Raw genomic sequence first — 15914 nt, 5'->3', positions numbered from 1 at the left:
GGACGCGGCCGCCTCTCGCGAAACACCCCCAGCCGCCCCATCACGCCAAGAGACAAAGGATGAATCACGCCATGACGCTCGCCAACGCCCCCAAGCCGATCAAGCCGGAGGATGCGGGGTTCGCCATGGCGGCCTATCGGCAGATGCTGTTCCTGCGCGCCTTCGAGCAGCGCTGCCTCGATCTCAGCACCGCCACGCCGCCGGTCGTCGCCGGCTCGATCCATCTCTGCGCCGGGCAGGAAGCGGTGCCGACCGGCGCCATGGCGGCGCTGCGCCCCGAGGACCAGATCGTCGCCACCTATCGCGGCCATGGCTGGGCGCTGACCGGAAAGCTCGACGCACAAGAGGTGTTCGCCGAGGTCTGCCACCGCGCCGATGGCGTCAATGGCGGGCGGGCCGGCTCGGCCCTGATCACCGCGCCCTGGGCCGGCTTCATCGGCGAGAACTCGATCGTCGGCGCCGGCGGACCGATTGCCTGCGGCGTGGCACTCGCCCTGCAGGCCCGGAAAACCGGAGGCGCTGTCATCGTCTCCTTCGGCGACGGCGCCACCAGCCAGGGCGCGCTGCATGAGAGCCTGGTCTTCGCGGCGGCCTACGATCTGCCGGTGATCTTCCTCTGCGAGAACAATGGCTGGTCCGAGATGACCGAGAGCTCGGCGATCATCAGGATCGACCGGCTCGCCAAGCGCGCCAATGGCTATGGCATGCCGGGTGTTACCATCGACGGCGCCGATCCGATCGCCGTGCGCGATACGATCGCCCAGGCGGCCGAGCGCGCGCGCAGCGGCGGCGGTCCCAGCTTCGTCGAATGCCGCGTCTCGCGGCTTTGGGGCCACTATAACCGCGACATCGAGCATTACCGGCCGAAGGAGGATCGCGCCGCCGCGACCGCCAATGACCCGATCCTGCTGCTGGCCCAGCGCCTGCTCCAGTCCGAGGTTGCCGACGAAGCGGCATTGGCCGCGGCCCGCGCGGAGACCGATCGCCGGATGGCCGGAATCGAAGCGGCCGTACTGAAGGGGCCGATGCCCGATCCGGCCTCGGCCCGTCATCATGTCATGGCAGCACCATCCGCTGCGAAGCCGGCTGTAAGCGCCACATCGAGCGCGCCCGTCGAGATCAACTATATCGGCGCGGTCAACGAGGCGCTGCGGCGCATCCTGGCCGACGACAAGACGAGCCTCGTCTATGGCGAGGATGTGGGCAAGGCCGGCGGGATCTTCGGCGCCTCGCGCAATCTGCAGCGCGAGTTCGGCGCGGCCCGGGTCTTCGACACGCCCATCGCCGAGGCCGCGATCCTGGGATCGGCCGTGGGCGCCGCCATGTCGGGGATGCGGCCGATCGTCGAGATCATGTGGGGCGATTTCCTGCTGGTGGCCCTCGACCAGATCATCAACCAGGCGGCCAACATCCGCTATGTCACGCAAGGCCGCGCCAGCGTGCCGATGGTGATCCGCACCCAGCAGGGGGCGACACCGGGTTCCTGCTCGCAGCATTCGCAATCGCTGGAAGCGCTGCTGTTCCATATTCCCGGCATCCGGCTGGGCCTGCCGGCCACACCCCAGGATGCCTATGACATGCTGCGGGTCGCGGCCACCGCGTCCGATCCGGTCATGCTGATCGAGGCCCGCGCGCTCTATCAGCGGCGCGAGGCCGTCGATTTCGACCGCACGCCGGACCCGATGGGGAAGGCCAAGCTCCTGCGCGAGGGCGGCGATCTCGCCATTATTGCCTGGGGCACATCCGTGCCCGAGGCGCTCGAGGCTGCCGACCAGCTCTCGGCCGCCGGCATCAAGGCGGCGCTGCTCGACCTGCGCTGGCTCTCGCCGCTGGACGAGGCGGCGATCGCCGCGGTCGTGGGCCAGTGCAAGGGCCGCGTGCTGATCGTGCATGAGGCCAACCGGACCGGCGGCGTCGGCGCGGAGATTGCGGCGCGCATTTCCGAATCCTATCGTGGCGCCACGGTGCGCCGCCTGGGAACGCCCGACAGCCGGATCCCGGCCTCGCCGCTGCTGCAGGCGGCCCTCCTGCCCAAGGCCCCGGCGATCCTGGCGGCGGCAAGAGAACTCGCCGGCGCGTCGCGCTAGACGCCAAGGCACCCCGGAACAACAAGGAGATCCCGTTCATGTCGACAGCGCCTTCCTCGGCCGGACGACGCGCCTTGATCACCGGCGGCGGCGCCGGCATCGGCGCCGCCACGGCCCGCCTCCTGGTCGAGCGCGGCTGGCGCGTGGCGCTGCTCGATCGGGATGGGGCGGTGGCGGAGCGTACCGCGAAGGCGATCGGCGCACTGGCGCGGGCCTATCAGGGCGACGTCACAAATCCCGCCGCGATCGAGCGCGTCCTCGACGGCATGGTCGCGGATTGGGGCGGCATCGACGATCTCGTCAACAATGCCGGCGCCTGGGAACATGCGCCGCTGCTGGATCTGACCCTGGAGCGCTGGAAGCGCATCTTCGACATCAATCTCTGGGCGCCGCTGGAGATCTCGAATGCTGCCGTGCGCCGCATGGAGCGGGGCAGCGCCATCGTGAATGTGGCCTCGGTGATGGGCCAGATCTCGGCGCCGACGCGCGGGCCCTATTGCGTCTCGAAGAGCGCCCTGATCAGCCTGACGAAGATGCAGGCGATCGAATGGGCCGAGCGCGGCATCCGCGTCAATGCGATCGCACCGGGCTATATCATGAACGAACCGACGGCGGCCCTTATTGCCGCGGGGAGCTTCTCGACCGAGGCCATCAACCGCCGCACACCGATGGGGCGGTTCGGCACCGAGCAGGAAGCGGCCGAGGGCATCGCCTTTCTGCTGGCGCCGGAGAAGGCGAGCTATGTCACGGGCCACACCCTGGAAGTGAATGGCGGCTGGAACGCTTACGGCTATGTGTAGGAGCGCGCGATGATCACCGGATTCAATCACACCAGCTTCACCGTCACGGACATCGACAAGTCGGTGGAGTTCTGGACCCGGCTGCTGGGCTTCAAGGCCGCCTCGGTCTCGCCGCGCCAGGGCGTCTGGCAGGAGGAGGTGACGGGTATCCCCGGCGCCTCGCTCATGGTGGCCCATCTCTATGGCCATGGGCACCATATCGAGTTCATCCAGTATCTCGACGGCGCCATCAAGGGCGCGCCGCCGCAGCCGGCCCAGACCGCGGCCGCCCATGTCTGCCTCGAGACCGACGATATCAGGAAGACCTGGGACGAATTGATGGCGGCGGGCGCCACGCCGCAGGGCAAGATCGCCGATGTGAGCACCGGTCCGGTGAGCGGCTGCTACGCGGCCTATATTCGCGATCCCAACGGGATCATCATCGAGCTGCTCGAGATGAAGCCGGCCTGAGTCTGGGGTCGGGCGCAGAGGGAGAAGAGGGCGTGTTCGATTTTTCGCAGCGGGTTCTGCTGCTGACCGGCGCCAATGGCGGCATCGGCCGGGGGATCGCGCGGGAGTTCATGGCGGCTGGCGCCAGGGTCGTCCTGGCGGACATCAACGAGGCCGGGACGGCGGACTTTGCGCGCTCGATCGATCCTGCGGGCGCCCACACCGCGGCCGTCCGGCTCGATGCCGGCAACAGCGCCGATGTGGAGCGCGCGGTCGAGCTTTGCAGCCGCCGTTTCGGCCGGCTCGATTATCTCGTCACCGCGGCCGCGATCTTCGAGGATCATCCCTTCGAGACCATGACCGACGAGCAATGGCGCCGCACCATGACGGCCAATCTCGACAGCGTCTTCTATGCCTGTCGCCGGGCGGTGCCGGCGATGAAACAGGGGGGCGCAATCGTCAATCTGGCCTCCGAGGCCGCGCACACTGGCGGCAGCCCGATGCATTCGCACTATGGCGCCACCAAGGCCGGTGTCCTCGCCTTCACCAAGACCATCGCCCGCGAGCTGGCGCCGCGTATCCGCGTCAATGCGGTCTCGCCGGGCACCATCAACACGCCGATGGTGGCGCGCTGGCTGGAGCAGCATGGGCCCGCCTATATCGACACCATCCCGATGCGCCGCCTGGGCGAGCCCAAGGATGTCGCGCAGGCCGTGGCCTTCCTCTGCAGCGACGCCGCCAGCTACATCACCGGCACCACCATCCATGTGAATGGCGGCGGCTATGTCGGGGCGTAGCGCGTCCGGCCGGCGCGCGGGAGCCTGAACGCCATGGCAAGCGTCGATATCGTGGGCGTCGGCAAGAGCTACGGCACCCAGAAGGTGCTGCAGGGCATCGACATCGCCATTCCCGATGGCGAGTTCGTCGTGCTGGTGGGACCTTCCGGCTGCGGCAAGTCGAGCCTGCTGCGGATGGTGGCCGGGCTCGAGGAGATCAGCGAGGGCACGATCGCGGTGGGCGGCCGGGTCGTCAACAAGGTGCCGCCCAAGCAGCGTGACATCGCCATGGTGTTCCAGAACTACGCGCTCTATCCGCATATGACGGTGCGCGAGAACATGGGGTTCAGCCTCAAGCTGCGCGGCGCCGGCAAGGCGGAGATCGAGAAGGGCGTGGGACGCGCGGCCGAGATCCTGGGGCTGCAGGCGCTCCTCGACCGCCATCCCCGGCAATTATCGGGCGGGCAGCGCCAGCGCGTCGCCATGGGGCGCGCCATCGTGCGCCAGCCCCAGGTGTTCCTGTTCGACGAGCCCTTGAGCAATCTCGACGCGCAGCTCCGCGTCTCGATGCGTGGCGAGATCAAGGCGCTCCATCAGCGCCTCGGCATCACCGCGATCTATGTGACCCACGACCAGCTCGAGGCCATGACCATGGCCGACCGCATCGTCGTGCTGAATGGCGGCCATGTGGAGCAGGTGGGGCGGCCGCTCGAGCTCTATGACCGGCCCGTCAACCGCTTCGTGGCAGGTTTCATCGGCTCGCCGGCGATGAACTTCCTGACCGGGCGCCTGGCGAGCGAGGGCGGTGCCGCCTATGTCGAGAGCGACGGCGTCAGGCTTCCGCTCGCGCGCCGCCCCGAGGCCGCGGACGGCCGGGCGCTGAGCTACGGCATCAGGCCCGAGCATCTGACGCTGACCGGCGCCGGTGCTGGCCTGCCGGCGATCGTCGAGGTGGTGGAGCCGACCGGCGCCAGCACCTATGTCTCGGCCCGGGTCGCGAACACGCCCATCAGCGCCGTCATCGCCGAACGCCGCAACCCGGCCCCGGGCTCGACCCTCGCGCTCTACCCGCAGCTCGACCATGTGCATCTGTTCGACGCGGAGACGGGGAAGCGGATCGGGTAGGGCAGCGAAAGCAGCTCAGTTCGACGCCCTTCGGTCTTATCCCTTCCCCCCTTGAGGGGGAAGGTTAGGAAGGGGGGTGAGCCGGCAACTCGATGCTTCAAGAAAACCCCCCTCCTTAATCCTCCCCCTCCCGCCGGCTCCGCCGGCAGACTCCTAAGAGTCGCGGGCGAAGCCCGCCTGGGGGAGGAGATAAGAAGCCTCCGCGGCCCTTATGCCGCCTTGATCTGCGCCAGGAAGCTGTCGATCTCGGTCTTGAGGTCGGTGGCCTGGCGGCTCAGCGCGCTCGATGAACCGAGGAGCGCGGTCGAGGCCGACTTGGTCACCTCGGCGCTCTTGGTCACCTGGCCCATGCTGGCCGACACCTGGCCGGTGCGGCTCGCGGCCTGCTGGACGTTCTGGCTGATCTCGGCGGTGGCGCTGCCCTGCTGCTGCACCGCCTCGGCGATCACGCCGGCGCTGGTATTGATCTCGGCGATGATGCTGGCGAGGCGCTGCATCACGCCGGTCGCTTCGCGGGTCGCGGCATCGACCGCCTGGAGCTTGGCGCCGATCTCGTCGGTCGCCTTGGCGGTCTGGCCGGCGAGCTGCTTGACCTCGTTCGCCACCACGGCGAAACCCTTGCCGGCTTCGCCGGCGCGCGCCGCCTCGATCGTCGCATTGAGCGCCAGCAGGTTGGTCTGGCTGGCGATCTCGGTGATGAACTGGATCACGCCGCCGACATCGCGCGAGACCTTGGAAAGCTCCTCGACGATCTTCGTGGCCTGATCGGCCTCGGAGACGGCGCGTTCGGCGGTCGCGGTGGTCTGGTCGGTCTGGCTCGCGATCTCGCGGCTCGAGGCCGCCAGCTCCACTGTCGCGGCGGCGACGGTCTGCGAGTTCTCGGTGGCGGTCGCGGCACTCTGGGCGACCTCGCTCGCCTGGGCGTTGGTCTCGTCGGCCTGATGCGACAAGGTCGAGGCGGTCGATCCCAGCTGCTTCACCGCCTGGGACACCGCGTCCAGCCGTCCGCTGACCGCGGCGTCGAAGGCCTTGGCCATCGCCTCCAGCGCTTCATGGCGCTGCAGGCGGCGCTCGCTTTCGGCGAGCTGCTCGGCCTCGAGGGCCTTCGCCTTGACGGCGTTCTCGCGGAACACCAGCAGGGCCTGCGCCATCTCGCCGACCTCGTCGGCATTCTTGGCGCGATCGATCGCGACCTCGAGGTTCCCGCTGGCGAGCTGCTGCATCGAGCCGGTCATCTTGCGCAAGGGACGGATCACGCTGACGCGGATCATCGCCAGCACCACGCCGATCGCGGCGAGGAAAAGGACGCCGGTGATGATGAACGATAGGAGCTGGTCCCATTCGAACGCGGCCACGCGCCGCTCGAGCAGCCGCTGCATCTCGCTGGAGGCCACCTTGTAGAAACCGTCGATGGCGGTGAAGGTCTTGGCGGCGTCGGCGTCGGAGGTCGTGCCCTTGGCGACATTCTCGGCGAAGCCGGCGAGCGTGGTCTTGAAGGTTTGATAGCTGCCGTCGAGATTGGCCTTGAGGCTGCCATCGGCATTGCCGCTATAGCCCGAGCCCACCGAGGCGTCGGCGCCCTCGAGCAGCGAGGTCAGGCCGCCCAGCGCCACGAAGAAATCGACCTGCTCGTCGCCGCCGATGGCGCCGTCCTTCCAGTCGGCGCGGCCGAGATTGATCATGCCGGCGGTGCGGTCGAGGATGTCCGGCAGCTTGATCAGCACCAGGTCCATCACGTAGTAGCTGTCGAGATCGGGATCGAGAATCAGGTTCGACTTGTCGCCGATGCGGTAGATCACCGCGCGCAAAGCGGCACGGGCGGCCTCGAGCTTCTCCGCCGCGAGGCCGCCATCGAGATCGGCGAGGCTGGTCGCCGCGGCCTCGGCCAGCTCGGCGCTCTCCATCCCTTCGCCATGGCTCGTCTCGAGCGCGCGGATCTCCTGCGCGGCCGCCTTGCCGTCGACGGGTGCGCCCGACACGATCGACCGCGCGACTTCCATCTGCAGCTTGGTCAGCCCGCGCAGATAGAAATTGCCGGCGTTCTCCTTGTCGCCGAAATCGATCGCGATGTTCTGCGAGGCCACCAGCGCCCACACCATATAGGCGACCGGCACGAGGAACAGGAGCGAGGCCAGGCCCAGCTTGTGGGCGATCGTGAACTTCTTCATGATTCCAAACCTCGGAGCGAGCGCATGCGGCGGAGGGGATTTGCTGCAGGAGGATTGGGTCAGAGCCCTTGCCAAACCGTGAATTCCCTCCCCCGAAATGATGAGGGCGCGTCGATTTCGACGGACGTTAAGGGAATCTCCGTGAACCGGTTTTGACGGCGGCGGCGTCGCATAGATCGAAGGATGTAAGCGCCGCGGATCGTTGGATCTGGCCTTTCCTTCCCCTCCGCCAACTTTTGGGGGAGGGGAGAAGAAAAGAGCCTCAAACGACAAACCCCGACCTTCCTGGGGGAAGAAGATCGGGGTTCGCGAGGCGTCGGCCCTCAGGTCCATGACCGTCGGCGGGGCCGGCGCCGTCGGGAATATCAAGTCAGCGACAAGCTCGATCGAAGCTTGTGAGTAGAGCGTAGCGATCACATCGATGTGTTCGCGAGGCGTCGGCCCTCAGGTCCATGACCGTCGGCGGGGCCGGCGCCGTCGGCAATGACATCGTCGATGTCAGGCAGCGGCCGCCGTCGTGCCGGCGATCTGTTCCGCCTCGATCGTCGCGGCCACCGCATGGACGACCGCCGCGATCCGCACCGCGGCCTGGATCTGCTCGGCGCTCAGGCCGCCCTTGCGCAGCTCGCGCTCATGCGCGTCGATGCACATGCCGCAGCCATTGACGGCCGAGACCGCGAGCGACCAGAGCTCGAAATCGGCCTTCTCGACGCCGGGCTTCGCGATCACGTTCATCCGCAGCTTCGCCGGCAGCGTCTTGTAGTCGGGCGCGGAGGCCAGATGCACGAAGCGGTAATAGATGTTGTTCATCGCCATGATCGCCGCGGCGGATTTGGCGGCGGCGAGCGCCTCGGGCGAGAGCCTGGGGCCGAACTCGGCGAGGATCGCTTCGCTGACCTCGGCATTGCGCGAGGCCAAGGCCGACGCGACGAAGGTCCCGGCGCGCTGCTGCTCGGTCAGGCCGACCTCGCTCGCGAGGCTCGAGAGATTGAGCTTCAGGTCGCGCGCATAGTCGGGCAGGCGGTTCTTCAGGCTTTCGATCGACATGAGGGTTTCCCTTCGCGGGCGCTTGATGTGAATGCAGGCGGGCTGGAAGAAGGAGAGACGGGCCCGGGCCAGAGCAAGGTTGGTTCGGCTTTCTTCAAGCCGAACCGTGAATCTTGCTCTGATTCCGATGATGAGAGGCTGATTCGCGCATCAAGCCGTTCGGGCTTGACGCGATCAGGCTCTCGAGCCCGTCTCTCAATCGTCGGGCCTTCAGTTATTCAGTGAGCAAGTCAGTCGCTCAGGCGGCCTTCAGGACCGCGTCGCCCTTCTGCCAGTTGCAGGGGCAGAGCTCGTCGGTCTGGAGGGCGTCGAGGACGCGCAGCACCTCGGCCGGGTTGCGGCCGACGCTGAGATCGTTCACCGAGGCGAAGCGGATGACGTTCTCCGGGTCGACGATGAAGGTCGCGCGCAGGGCGACGCCTTCCTTCTTGTCGAGCACGCCGAGTGCCGTCGAAAGCTCGCGCTTGATGTCCGCCAGCATCGGGAAGGGGAGCTCCTTCAGGTCGGCATGGTTCTGCCGCCAGGCTAGATGCACGAACTCGCTGTCGGTCGAGACGCCATAGACGACCGTGTCGCGGTCGTTGAAATCGCCGTTGATCTTGCCGAAGGCGGCAATCTCGGTCGGGCAGACGAAGGTGAAGTCCTTCGGCCAGAAGAACACGACCTTCCACTTGCCCTGGTTGGACTGGTCGTTGATCTGGGTGAAGGCGGTCTTGGGATCCGTGGTCACCACGGCCTTGAGGTCGAATGGGGGGAAGCGATCGCCGACGGTCAGCATTCTTGTGGCTCCTGTTTTGATTGCGACTAACTCGCAATCGAGAAAATGGCCCCGACCCCTTGTTCGATCCAATGATTTAATTAGATAAGAGTAATCGAAAATGGCGATCACGAACCTCCCGACCCTGAGACAGCTCCGCCACCTGGTGGCCTTGGCCGACCATGGCCATTTCGGCCGGGCGGCCGAGGCCAGCCATGTGACCCAGTCCACCTTGAGCGCCAGCATCAAGGAACTGGAGCAGGTGCTGGGGGCCCAGCTGGTCGATCGCACCAAGCGCCGGGTGACGGTCACGCCGCTGGGCCAGTCGGTGGTGACCAAGGCGACCCGGCTCTTGCAGGAGGCCGAGGACCTGGTCGAGACCGCGCGGGCCAACCAGGGGCCGCTCTCGGGGCCGCTCCAGCTCGGGGTCATTCCGACCATCGGTCCGTTCCTCCTGCCGCGCGCGCTGCCGGCGCTGCGCCGGCGCTATCCGGGCCTCAAGCTCTATCTGACCGAGGATCTGACCGAGCGGCTCCTCGAGCAGCTCAATGCCGGCAAGCTCGATGTCGCGCTGATCGCGCTCCCCTACGACACGCCGGGCTTCGAGCATGCCTCGATCGGCGAGGATGCCTTTGCCGTGGCGCTGCCGGAATCCCACAAGCTGGCGAAGCTCGAAAAGATCGACCCGGAGCGGATCGACGAGGAGCCGCTGCTCCTGCTGCGCGACGGCCATTGCCTGCGCGAGCATGCGCTCGCCGCCTGCCGGCTCTCGGGCCGCGGCCAGACCGACACCTTCCAGGCGACCAGCCTCTACACGCTGGTGCAGATGGTCGAGAACGGCCTGGGCGTGACGCTCCTGCCCAAGATCGCGCTCGACGCCGGCATCCTCAAAGGCACGCATGTGGTGACCAGGCCCATCGCCGGCAAATCCCAGGCCCGCGACCTGGCCCTCGTCTGGCGCAAGGGCAGCGCGCGGCGGGCGGATTTCGAGCTGATGGCGGGGCTGCTGCACCAGGCGCTGACGGGCGGGAAGGGGAAGTAGCGCGGCGTTGCTGCTTTGTCATGCCGACCCCCCGTGTTGCGCCATCGGCGCGCACGAAGACAGGCTATGGCCAGCCTCCATGAACAAAGGCCACGCCCAATTCCGCGCGTGAGGACTCAAACGACCTGCAACACCAGATCAGGGTGTTGCCGTGGAAACAAAGCACCACCAGCTCTCGGTTACGGAAGGCGGGGCGGTTGCCCTCCTTCGTGCCAATGGCAAAGGGCCTTCCAAGCCGGCAATTGTCGCCGTGACCTCCAAGCCGTGCGGGGCACTCGAAAATCCACCACAGAACCGGACTTTTCGCCATGGAACTCGGCGAAGCACTCTACTGATCCCAGAGAATTTTTAGCGGCTCTGCCCAGTGGTCCTCGTCGCTCTTGTGCTGGAATCGCGAGCGATGGGCGACGGCGTCGCCCAACTCGAAGTCGGGATACTGCTCTCGAAAGCGATGAATTTCGTCCAGGGCCTGCTCCATATGCATCCGGGCCAGGGTTGCGTTGCCCTCTGCGCTGAAAGACATCGACTTGCGATAATACGCCGCGGCCAGGAACAACTGTGTTTCCGGCACATAGGCGCGATCGCCAGGTTTGGAACGCATGCTGCTCAGCATCGCCAACGCCTCGTCATATCGCTGAGCCTGGTAGTAGGCCCAACCGAGGTTCCAGCGATACCAGTCGGGAATGCGCATGGCCCTCTCCAACAGGGAGATGGCTGTCACGGGATCACCAGCATGAAGGAATCCTTCGGCGGCCTCGGCAAGAATTCCCGGCTTGCGATCCAAGCGGTCGGTTTGGTTGTCGTAGAGATCGATCCCCTTGCAGTAGCACTTTTTGGCTTTCTCGAAATTCCTGTCGTTCAAATGATAGAACCCCAGATCCCAGTGCGTCGCATAGTCCAGCGGGTCGAGCTTGACCGCCGTGCTGGCCCACTCCTTCGCGTCGGACATCGCCGACTCCGGCAGCCATTCGAGCAGGATGCTGCGGACGTGAACATAAGAGCGCCATCCCCACGCGCGCGCGAATTCCGGATCGAGCTCTGTTGCCTGGCGAAACTTGTCACGACTGCGCTTCATGTCCTCCTGCAGCACCACCGAAAACAGATTCTCGCCTTGAAGATAGAGCCTGAAGGCTTTTGCATTCTCAGTGCCTCGCATGATGAATCCCCTGTGCTTTGTTGGCTTGACACAACATTAACTGCCCGTCAGCGCCTCTCCCGGCGAAATCCTGCCGGAAGGGAGATCCCAACCCGTCGTCATTTCCTTCATCTCATTCCGGCAACCCCGCTTCCCGCACGGCATCGAGCCAATGTTCTTCATCCTCGGCCTTCCTGAAGACGGTACGGCTCTTGAGCTTGGCCAGCGTGTAGCCCGGTTCATGCTGCAGGAACTGGGCCACGAATTGCACAGCCATTGCCGGCTTTCCCAGCCGGAAATAATTCGCCGCCATGATCAGGCGCACGTGATTGGGGAGTTCCGACATTTGCTGAAGTTCGAGAAGGCTGCTCTCGTATCGATGAGCGCTGTACAGCGCCCAGCCGAGATTCCATCGATACCAGTCGGGAAAGAACGGATTGATCTCCTTCGCTCTCTCCAGCTCGCGGATGGCCTCGAGAGGCTCGCCGCGGTAAGCAAGCGTTTCCGCGAATTCTGCCAGAAGATCGGCGTCATTCGGGTTCAGCGAGACAGCCCTCTGATACTCGCTCAATGCCTGATCCATTTTCCGAAGATTCCACAAGACGAACGCGAGGTCCCAATGGTTGTAGTAGTCGAAGGAGTCCAGCTGGACCGCCTTTTTGGCAAACACCAGGGCCGTATCACCCTCGCTGGCCGCGAACCAGCCCTGAGCGACGGCCCGCATCGTGGTGTAGGCGAGATAACCCCAGGCCCGCGCAAATGTCGGGTCCAGCCTGGTCGCTTCCTCGAATAGATTCCGGCAGGCCGTCAGCTGTTCGAGCGACTCATGCGAGTAACAGCTGGCGCCGCGCAGATAGCACTCATAGGCGGTCGCTACCGCGCTGCCCTTGGCCAGCACACGCTCGCGTTCCGCCGCATCGAGCCGTACGGCCAGCATCGCGATAATCTTCTGAACGATGTGATCCTGGGCCTGCGCCAGTTCTTCACTCGAAATATCCATCCGATGAGCCCAAATGTGGCGATCGTCGCTCGTGTCGATGAGCTGAACGTTGATTCGCATATGGCCTTCGGCACGATATACAGATCCTTCCAGCAGATACTGGACGCCGAGCTGGCGCCCCACTTCCTCGGCCTTGACCGATTTGCCTTTGAATGTGAATGCCGAGTGTGCGGCAATGACGAATAGATTGGAAAACCGCGACAGGTCGGAGGTGATGTCCTGCGTGAGGCCGTCGCAGAGAAATTCCTGCTCTTCGCTCCGGTTGAGGTTCTGGAGCGGCAGCACGGCGATGCTTGGCTTCCGGAATCGAATATTGGGTGCCCTCGCCACGACGCCGGTCGAATGCCCTCCGCCACGTCGTGGGTCGATCCGATAGACGTGGATCGGCTGGGCAATGTTCTTCAGCTGCTGATTGCCGATGTCCTCGTACGCAAGATCAAGCTTGCGGCTGACCTGATCAAAGGCGCCGGAGGAGATGCAGATGCCGCCGGGCTCGGCCAGTTGCTCGAGCCGCGCGGCAATGTTGACGCCATCGCCGTAAAGATCGCCGTCTTCCACGATGACGTCGCTTAGATTTATCCCGACCCGCAACTTCATCAGGTGCGATTGCGGTCCGAGAGAGTCGGAAGTAGCCGCCTTCCGCTGGAGCTCGATGGCGCAGCCGACAGCGTCGATGACGCTGCCGAATTCAGCGAGGATGCCATCTCCCATGACTTTGAAGATGTGCCCCTTATGTTGATTCACGGTGGGTTCGATGAGGGTTTTTCGCTGGTTGCGGACGGCACCAAGAGTGCCAATCTCATCCTCGCCCATCAGGCGGCTGTAGCCCTCGATGTCGGCGGCAAGAATGGCAACCAGCCTACGTTCCATGTGATCCACCCCTGCTGAGTGGTCCGGCACGAATGGTAGTTGACGGTCACTCTCAATGCAAAGCACACCGGGAGGCGATGATCTCCCTCTGAGCGGGATCCGCTCCTGTCGAGGTTGCGTCCACAACCTCCCGGCACCTTGAAGGCAGCCACTTTACCGCAACAGGCCGTTTGCCATCCGATTGTGGTGGCATATCTCGGAACGGCGCCGGATTCGATGGGCGGTCGCTTTCGGATCCGAAGCGGAACCGATGAATAGTTCGATGGTGCGCGTACAGTCTGGAACGATTGCCGCGGAAAGGAGCGCCTGCGCGTCACGCCTCTTCGTCGATCTCGGACAGTGGTTCTGCCGTTTCCGGGGCTGCTGCGGCCCGGGGCCCCTCACTCCGCCAGAAACTGCAGCACCGCCTTGTTGAAGGTCTTCGGGTCCTGCCACATCGCGAAATGGCTGAGCCCCGGGAAGATCAGCAGCCGCGCGCCGGGGATCTCGCGCGCCATCTCGATGTCGTGGCTCTGCTTGATGCCCTCGTCATACTGGCCGTCGGCGATCACGACCGGCGCCTTGATGGTGGCGAGCTGCTCGGGCGTGTAGTTGGGCTGCGTGTTCCACATCTCGCTGATCTGCGCGACGAATTTGTCATACTCCTTCGGCGTCTTGGAGAGCCGCTCGTAATCCTTGCCGGCATTCTCGATATATTTGTTGAAGACGGCGCTCTGGCCGATGTCCTCGCGCAGGCCGCTCGTGGTCACGTTGGCGCCGAAGGCGAAGAGCTTGTCGAGGCGGTCGGGATAGGTCATGGCGATGTCGAGCCCGATGATGGCGCCGTCGCTCCAGCCCACGATCGAGGCCTTCGGGATCTTCAGGTAATCCATCGCATGGACCACGTCGGTCGCCATGAGATGATAGCCATAGGGCTGCGCGTCGCGCGTGCTGCGGCCATGGCCGCGGCTGTCCATCACGATCACCTGGTAATGCTTCGCGAACTCGCGCACCTGGTTGCCCCAGTAGTCGGCATTGCCGAGCCCGCCATGCAGCAGGATCACCGGTGCGCCATGACCGTAGATCGCGTAATAGATCTGGACGCCATCGACCGGCGCATAGCCGCTGCGCAGCGGCGTGGGCATCGCCGCCGGCCGCGGCAGGGTCTCCCACGGGTTGGTCTTCGCGATCGCCGTCGCCGGCGATGCGAAGCCTGCCGCGAGCGCCAAAACCGCGCCCAGCATCAGAGCCAGAATCCGTTTCATGACCATGTCCCCCGGGTTGCGACGGGCATTCTTGATGTGAGCCACGGCGCCCGTTCCGCCGCGTCCGGATGGTGCGCCCGGCTTCGTCAGGGCGTCAACGGCGGGTGCGTTCCCCTGCCGCTACTTCTTTCTTTCGTTACCTCCGATTTTTAGTCACACCCGCGAAGGCCATTTTTCGTCACCCCCACGAAGGTCCTTCTTTGTCACCCCCGCGCCCTTCCCGTCACCCCCGCGAAAGCGGGGGCCCATGTCGATCCAGCGCGCCCGACTTAGAGTTGGGCCCGCTGAATTTTCAAACGAAGTGCAACACCAGATTAGGGTGTTGCCATGGGAACAAAATACACTCAGCTCTCGGCCGAAGAGCGCGCCATCCTTGCCAGCCTTCAGGCCAAAGACCACTCGATCCGCCAGATCGCTGCAGCTCTGGATCGCCCAGCATCGACGATTTCTCGGGAGCTGAAGCGAAACACCGGCCGTCAGATCGGCTATCGGGCCGTCTACGCCCAGCAGCAGACCCGGGCCCGGCGCTGGCGAGGCTCGCGTCTGGAACGTGACGCCAAGTTGCGCCGGCAAGTCCTCGACGGCCTGAAGAAAGGCTGGTCGCCCGAGCAGGTCTGCGGCTGGCTCGAACGCCAGCAGGGCCGGCACGTCATCAGCCCGGAGAGCATCTACCGCTTCATCCAGGCCCAGATCACCCGCCACAAGGACTATCGCTGGCGCCATTACCTGCCCCGCGCCAAGAGCAAACGCGGCCGCCGCGGCCGCAAGGGCGGCAGCTCGGCCCTGCACATCCAAGATCGTGTTTCCATTGCAGAAAGACCCGCCGCCGTCGGGGACCGTTCGGTCGCCGGCAACTGGGAAGCCGATCTCATGATGTTCACCCGCTACGGCCAGGCCCTCCTCGCCTTGCATGAGCGATCCTCCCGCCTGCTCATCGTCGGCCGGTCCAACGGCAAGCATGCCGAGCCGATCGCCGACGCTATCGCCAGCTTGCTCGGGCCTCTGCCCCAATCCCTGCGCCAGACCATCACCTTCGACAATGGCACCGAGTTCGCCCGTCACTACGAGCTCCACCGCCTCGATATCCAGACCTTCTTCTGCGACCCCTATGCTCCCTGGCAGAAAGGGGGCGTCGAAAACGCCATCGGGCGATTGCGCCGCAACATCCCCAGAAAAACCAACCTCGACACCCTCACCACACGCCAACTCTCAAATCTGGTCCGCGCCTACAACAACACCCCGCGCAAATGCCTTGACTGGCACAGCCCCGCTGAAATCTTCTGCAGCCAAGTGTTGCACTTGGAGTGTGAATCCATCCCCCCGCTTTCGCGGGGGTGACGATAGAGCGTTCGCGGGGGTGACGGGAAGGGCGCGGGGGCAACGGCAAGGCGGAGATGACAGGAGGAATGCGTCGATGCATCCTGCTCCCCGTTG

At 65.2% G+C, this 15914-nt stretch carries 13 protein-coding genes; 7 read left to right on the top strand and 6 right to left on the bottom strand.

The genetic code is table 11. The annotated features are described in order from the left end of the window. The first annotated feature begins 71 nt into the window (after positions 1-71). From FRZ44_RS21550 to FRZ44_RS21530, 5 genes are read left to right on the top strand one after another with little or no spacing between them, the layout of a single operon-like run. Positions 72-2087, top strand: coding sequence for an alpha-ketoacid dehydrogenase subunit alpha/beta (locus tag FRZ44_RS21550; RefSeq protein ID WP_225308385.1), 2016 nt, complete (start codon positions 72-74; stop codon positions 2085-2087). Positions 2088-2125: 38 nt separating this feature from the next. Then, positions 2126-2887, top strand: a complete 762-nt coding sequence (locus tag FRZ44_RS21545; protein WP_151179114.1) for an SDR family NAD(P)-dependent oxidoreductase — start codon at positions 2126-2128, stop codon at positions 2885-2887. A 9-nt stretch (positions 2888-2896) separates the two neighbouring features. Then, a complete protein-coding gene (locus FRZ44_RS21540) occupies positions 2897-3337 on the top strand; it encodes a VOC family protein (RefSeq protein WP_151179113.1) in 441 nt (146 codons plus the stop codon). A 32-nt stretch (positions 3338-3369) separates the two neighbouring features. Then, entirely contained in the window at positions 3370-4113 is a 744-nt protein-coding gene (locus tag FRZ44_RS21535; protein WP_151179112.1) for an SDR family NAD(P)-dependent oxidoreductase, read from the top strand. A gap of 33 nt (positions 4114-4146) precedes the next feature. Then, entirely contained in the window at positions 4147-5217 is a 1071-nt protein-coding gene (locus FRZ44_RS21530; RefSeq protein ID WP_151179111.1) for an ABC transporter ATP-binding protein, read from the top strand. A gap of 209 nt (positions 5218-5426) precedes the next feature. Here FRZ44_RS21530 and FRZ44_RS21525 read toward each other — a convergent pair whose 3' ends face one another. From FRZ44_RS21525 to FRZ44_RS21515, 3 genes are all read right to left on the bottom strand, one after another. Further along, positions 5427-7385 (bottom strand): methyl-accepting chemotaxis protein, encoded by a 1959-nt coding sequence (locus FRZ44_RS21525; protein ID WP_151179110.1) that lies wholly within the window; start codon positions 7383-7385, stop codon positions 5427-5429. 498 nt (positions 7386-7883) lie between these two features. Then, entirely contained in the window at positions 7884-8432 is a 549-nt protein-coding gene (locus tag FRZ44_RS21520; RefSeq protein WP_151179109.1) for a carboxymuconolactone decarboxylase family protein, read from the bottom strand. A gap of 238 nt (positions 8433-8670) precedes the next feature. Next, the gene (locus tag FRZ44_RS21515) at positions 8671-9210 is read right to left on the bottom strand and encodes a peroxiredoxin (protein WP_151179108.1); all 540 of its coding nucleotides are present in this window, start codon (positions 9208-9210) and stop codon (positions 8671-8673) included. Between the two features lie 100 nt (positions 9211-9310). Between FRZ44_RS21515 and FRZ44_RS21510 the strand changes: the two genes are divergently transcribed. Further along, a complete protein-coding gene (locus FRZ44_RS21510) occupies positions 9311-10231 on the top strand; it encodes a hydrogen peroxide-inducible genes activator (protein WP_151179107.1) in 921 nt (306 codons plus the stop codon). Between the two features lie 328 nt (positions 10232-10559). Here the strand turns inward: FRZ44_RS21510 and FRZ44_RS21505 are convergent, their stop codons facing one another. From FRZ44_RS21505 to FRZ44_RS21495, 3 genes are all read right to left on the bottom strand, one after another. After that, positions 10560-11387: a tetratricopeptide repeat protein gene (locus FRZ44_RS21505; RefSeq protein ID WP_151179106.1), complete on the bottom strand. Its 828-nt coding sequence runs from the start codon at positions 11385-11387 to the stop codon at positions 10560-10562. Positions 11388-11499: 112 nt separating this feature from the next. Continuing rightward, positions 11500-13236, bottom strand: a complete 1737-nt coding sequence (locus tag FRZ44_RS21500; protein ID WP_151179105.1) for an adenylate/guanylate cyclase domain-containing protein — start codon at positions 13234-13236, stop codon at positions 11500-11502. Between the two features lie 380 nt (positions 13237-13616). Continuing rightward, positions 13617-14480: an alpha/beta fold hydrolase gene (locus FRZ44_RS21495; protein WP_225308384.1), complete on the bottom strand. Its 864-nt coding sequence runs from the start codon at positions 14478-14480 to the stop codon at positions 13617-13619. A gap of 327 nt (positions 14481-14807) precedes the next feature. Between FRZ44_RS21495 and FRZ44_RS21490 the strand changes: the two genes are divergently transcribed. Further along, on the top strand, positions 14808-15818 hold the full coding sequence (locus FRZ44_RS21490) for an IS30 family transposase (RefSeq protein ID WP_151175267.1): 1011 nt from the start codon (positions 14808-14810) through the stop codon (positions 15816-15818). Positions 15819-15914 lie beyond the last annotated feature (96 nt).

The organism is Hypericibacter terrae, from assembly GCF_008728855.1.
Classification (GTDB): Bacteria; Pseudomonadota; Alphaproteobacteria; order Dongiales; family Dongiaceae; genus Hypericibacter; species Hypericibacter terrae.
The sequence above is the reverse complement of the archived record's forward strand: the minus strand, read 5'-3'. Positions and strand labels throughout refer to the sequence as shown.

Coding starts and splice junctions, on each gene's coding strand:
- FRZ44_RS21550 (WP_225308385.1), top strand. CDS start 72: ATGACGCTCGCCAACGCCCCCAAGCCGATCAAGCCGGAGGATGCGGGG.
- FRZ44_RS21545 (WP_151179114.1), top strand. CDS start 2,126: ATGTCGACAGCGCCTTCCTCGGCCGGACGACGCGCCTTGATCACCGGC.
- FRZ44_RS21540 (WP_151179113.1), top strand. CDS start 2,897: ATGATCACCGGATTCAATCACACCAGCTTCACCGTCACGGACATCGAC.
- FRZ44_RS21530 (WP_151179111.1), top strand. CDS start 4,147: ATGGCAAGCGTCGATATCGTGGGCGTCGGCAAGAGCTACGGCACCCAG.
- FRZ44_RS21525 (WP_151179110.1), bottom strand. CDS start 7,385: ATGAAGAAGTTCACGATCGCCCACAAGCTGGGCCTGGCCTCGCTCCTG.
- FRZ44_RS21520 (WP_151179109.1), bottom strand. CDS start 8,432: ATGTCGATCGAAAGCCTGAAGAACCGCCTGCCCGACTATGCGCGCGAC.
- FRZ44_RS21515 (WP_151179108.1), bottom strand. CDS start 9,210: ATGCTGACCGTCGGCGATCGCTTCCCCCCATTCGACCTCAAGGCCGTG.
- FRZ44_RS21510 (WP_151179107.1), top strand. CDS start 9,311: ATGGCGATCACGAACCTCCCGACCCTGAGACAGCTCCGCCACCTGGTG.
- FRZ44_RS21505 (WP_151179106.1), bottom strand. CDS start 11,387: ATGCGAGGCACTGAGAATGCAAAAGCCTTCAGGCTCTATCTTCAAGGC.
- FRZ44_RS21500 (WP_151179105.1), bottom strand. CDS start 13,236: ATGGAACGTAGGCTGGTTGCCATTCTTGCCGCCGACATCGAGGGCTAC.
- FRZ44_RS21495 (WP_225308384.1), bottom strand. CDS start 14,480: ATGAAACGGATTCTGGCTCTGATGCTGGGCGCGGTTTTGGCGCTCGCG.
- FRZ44_RS21490 (WP_151175267.1), top strand. CDS start 14,808: ATGGGAACAAAATACACTCAGCTCTCGGCCGAAGAGCGCGCCATCCTT.